Origin of the sequence: Armatimonas sp., assembly GCF_043760365.1 — a bacterium.
GTDB lineage: Bacteria > Armatimonadota > Armatimonadia > Armatimonadales > Armatimonadaceae > Armatimonas.
Map to the genome: position 1 here is coordinate 1 of NZ_JAYUPA010000839.1, position 3157 is coordinate 3157.

The window sequence follows — 3157 nt, forward strand, 5'->3', positions numbered from 1 at the left end:
CGTAGCCTGCCGCTGTTTTTAGAGTACGATGTCACGGTTCCCAGCACGGGCAGCTATGATTTCTACGCCCGCAAGTTCTGGAAGCACGGCCCGTTTCGCTGGCGCTTCGACCAGCAGCCCTGGCAGAGTGTCGGCAAAGACCCCGCACTCCTCGACGACTCGCCTATCCGACAGTTTGTCGGGGCGAACTGGGTTGGGGCAGGAGACGTAACTCTCACGGCGGGGAAGCACACGCTGCGCATCGAGCTGACCGAGAATAACGGTGCGGCGGCGTTTGACTGTTTCGTGCTCACCAAAGTCCCGTTTCTGCCGCGTGGCAAGAGCAAGCCCGGCGAGAAGCTAAACCGCACCGAGCCAGGCTGGTTCGCATTTGAGCCCGATTTAGACGCGTTCCAACCGACGGCACTGGATCTGCGCGGGCTTAATGAGAGAGTCGCCGGGGAAAACGGCTTTATCATTCGCAAGGGCGAGAGCTTCGTCCATAGCAAGACCGGCCAGCCCGAGCGCTTCTGGGCAGTGAACGCGGGCGGCGAGCTGACGCGCATGCCGCAGGCTTCTCTCAATTATCTGGCGCGGGACTTAGCCAAAAAAGGTGTGAACTTAGTTCGGATTCATGGAAGCCTCTGGAAAGACAGTAACTTCCGCGAGATAGACCCCGATAAGCTCGCGGGCCTCCAGCGCTTTGTGGCCGCACTCAAAAAAGAGGGAATTTATAGCTGCCTCTCGATCTACTTCCCGCTCTGGCTGGAGATTCCGGCAGGCGATGCGCTTGCGGGCTACACGCCGGGCAAAAAGCCCTTCGCACTACTTTTCTTTAGCCCCGAGTTTCAGCAAATCTACCGGAGCTGGTGGAGAACCATTCTCACCGCGCCAAACCCAACCGGCGAGCCCCTCGGAAAAGATCCGGCGGTCGCGATGGCGGAGCTGTGCAACGAGGACAGCTACTTGTTCTGGACGTTTAGCTACGATAACATTCCCGCGCCCCAAATGGCGATTTTAGAGAAACAATTCGCTGAGTGGCTGAGCAAGAAATACGGCGCACTAGAAACAGCGCTGACGGCCTGGAAAGAGCCAAACGCACGCGACAAACCAGCCGAGGGTCGGGCTGCATTCTCGCCGATCTGGGAGCTATTCAACAAGCGCGGCCTGCGCTCACAAGACACGGCCTCGTTTCTGGCACAGAGCCAGCGGGCGTTCTTTGAGGGCACCGCAAAGTTTCTCAAGAGTGAGCTGGGCTTTTCAGCCTCCGTCTACGGCTCAAACTGGGTCACGGGCAGCCCGCAGTTCCTAGGGCCGCTGGACAAGTGGAGCAACACGGGCGCAAGTTTAGACGCCATGGACCGCCACGGCTACTTTGGCGGCAAGCACGAAGGCCCACGTGCGAGCTACAGCCTGAGTGTCGGGGATCTGTACGAGGACAAGTCCGCGCTAAAATCACCCGAGGAGGGCCTACCACTTTTTGACCTCAAGTGGAACGGGCTGCCCTCGATGGTCTCTGAGGTGAACTGGCCGATGCCCAACCGCTTCCGCGCCGACCTGCCGCTGCTCGCCGCCGCCTACGGGGCGCTCCAGGACTCCAGCGCGATTCACTTCTTCGCACTCTCAGGGGCGAGCTGGAATCAGCAGCACGGCAAATTTGACCTGCAAGTGCCCAGTGTGATGGGACAGTCTCCGGCGGCGGCGCTGATCTTCCGCAGAGGCTTGGTGAAAACCGCTCCGGTTGTGGTCGAGGCGAATCTCAAGCTCGGTAATCTTCTGTCATTGCAGGGCGCGCCCGTCAGCGCTCCGGTCAATCTCGATGCCCTTCGCGCCGCCGACATTCCCATTGGCCAGACCAAAACTCTTGACACGCTTCCCGCGCTTGATCCGCTCGCCTATCTCGTCGGGCAGGTGCGGGCGAATATATCTGAGGCAGGAGCCCCGTCCAGGCTCGGCAGTCTCACGGGCATTGACCGGCAGAAGAAAGTAGCCAAGAGTGCCACCAATGAGCTCACCTGGAACTGGGGCAGTGGCCGCGCCGTGATCGCCGCGCCGCAGGTGAATGCAATTACGGGGTTTCTCGCCGATGCGGGCACGGTGACGCTGCCGGGAATGACGGTCACCAGCCAGCTTGAGTACGGGACAATCACTCTGGTCGCGCTCGATGGCCTGCCGATTGCGATCTCCAAAAAGCTGCTCCTCCAGGTAATGTCCGAGGATAAGAACTGGGGTTGGAAGACAGCACCTGCCGACAAAGGACTCCAGCGCATCGAGAGCCTTGGCGGCGCTCCGATTCTCGTCAAGAATCTCAATGGCACGGTCATCCTCACCCGCCCCGATGCCGCAGCGCTCACCGTCACCGCGCTGGATGCCAACGGCTACCTGGTCGCCAAAATCGGCAACGCCAAAAATATCTCCCTGCACCCCGACACGCTCTACTATCTGATTGAGAAATAACCAGTAGAGCGGATATAATTAGCACCATGACCACGGTTCGCGCTGACGAAGAAATCCTGGACTTGCTTGCAACAGCTCCTCATATTTTAGACTTCAAGCCGAGCGAAGTAGCACGGGCACGTGTCTGGGAGCTGGTGGGCCGCGAAAAAGCAGGCAGCCTTACTGAGGAAGAAAAAAGCGAGCTGGATCACTACGCTCAGCTGGAACATCTCATGCGGCTGATTAAAGCGCGTGCCCGTAAACATCTCCAGCAAACCCCATGAGTACCACGTACATCCCTCTTCCTCTGCGACGGGAAGTACGGGAGCGAGCAAGGAATCGTTGTGAGTACTGTGGCATCCATGAAAACGATACCCAGTTCGGCTGCGAGGTGGATCATATCCTGAGCGAAAAACACGGAGGGCTGACAATCACGGAAAATCTAGCTCTCGCGTGCTTTTTCTGTAACCGAAATAAAGGCAGTGATATTGGCTCCGTTCGCGACTCGGATGATCCTACACTGATACGCTTCTTCAATCCACGCACCGATCTTTGGGAAACACACTTCGAGGAAGACAGCCAAATACATATCGTCGGCAAGACCGATATTGGGCGAGTGACAGTACGGATCTTTGGCTTCAACGCAGAAAACCGAATCTTGGAAAGACAAGCCCTACGTTAGGATAAATATCCCATGCCCCACATCAAACCACTCGCTCTGCTCAGCCTCCTTGCCCTTGCT

General features: G+C 58.0%; 3 protein-coding genes. All 3 read left to right on the forward strand.

What is annotated here, in order from left to right:
* On the forward strand, positions 1-2436 hold a 2436-nt coding region (locus tag ACH2EH_RS20720; protein ID WP_395144694.1), incomplete at its 5' end, for a hypothetical protein.
* A 26-nt stretch (positions 2437-2462) separates the two neighbouring features.
* Positions 2463-2699 carry a hypothetical protein gene (locus tag ACH2EH_RS20725; RefSeq protein WP_395144696.1) on the forward strand — a complete coding sequence of 79 codons (237 nt, stop codon included), beginning with the start codon at positions 2463-2465 and terminating at the stop codon, positions 2697-2699.
* Positions 2696-3097 carry an HNH endonuclease gene (locus ACH2EH_RS20730; protein WP_395144698.1) on the forward strand — a complete coding sequence of 134 codons (402 nt, stop codon included), beginning with the start codon at positions 2696-2698 and terminating at the stop codon, positions 3095-3097. Before ACH2EH_RS20725 ends, ACH2EH_RS20730 begins: the two co-directional genes overlap by 4 nt.
* The last annotated feature ends 60 nt before the right edge of the window (positions 3098-3157 follow it).

Coding starts and splice junctions, on each gene's coding strand:
- ACH2EH_RS20725 (WP_395144696.1), top strand. CDS start 2,463: ATGACCACGGTTCGCGCTGACGAAGAAATCCTGGACTTGCTTGCAACA.
- ACH2EH_RS20730 (WP_395144698.1), top strand. CDS start 2,696: ATGAGTACCACGTACATCCCTCTTCCTCTGCGACGGGAAGTACGGGAG.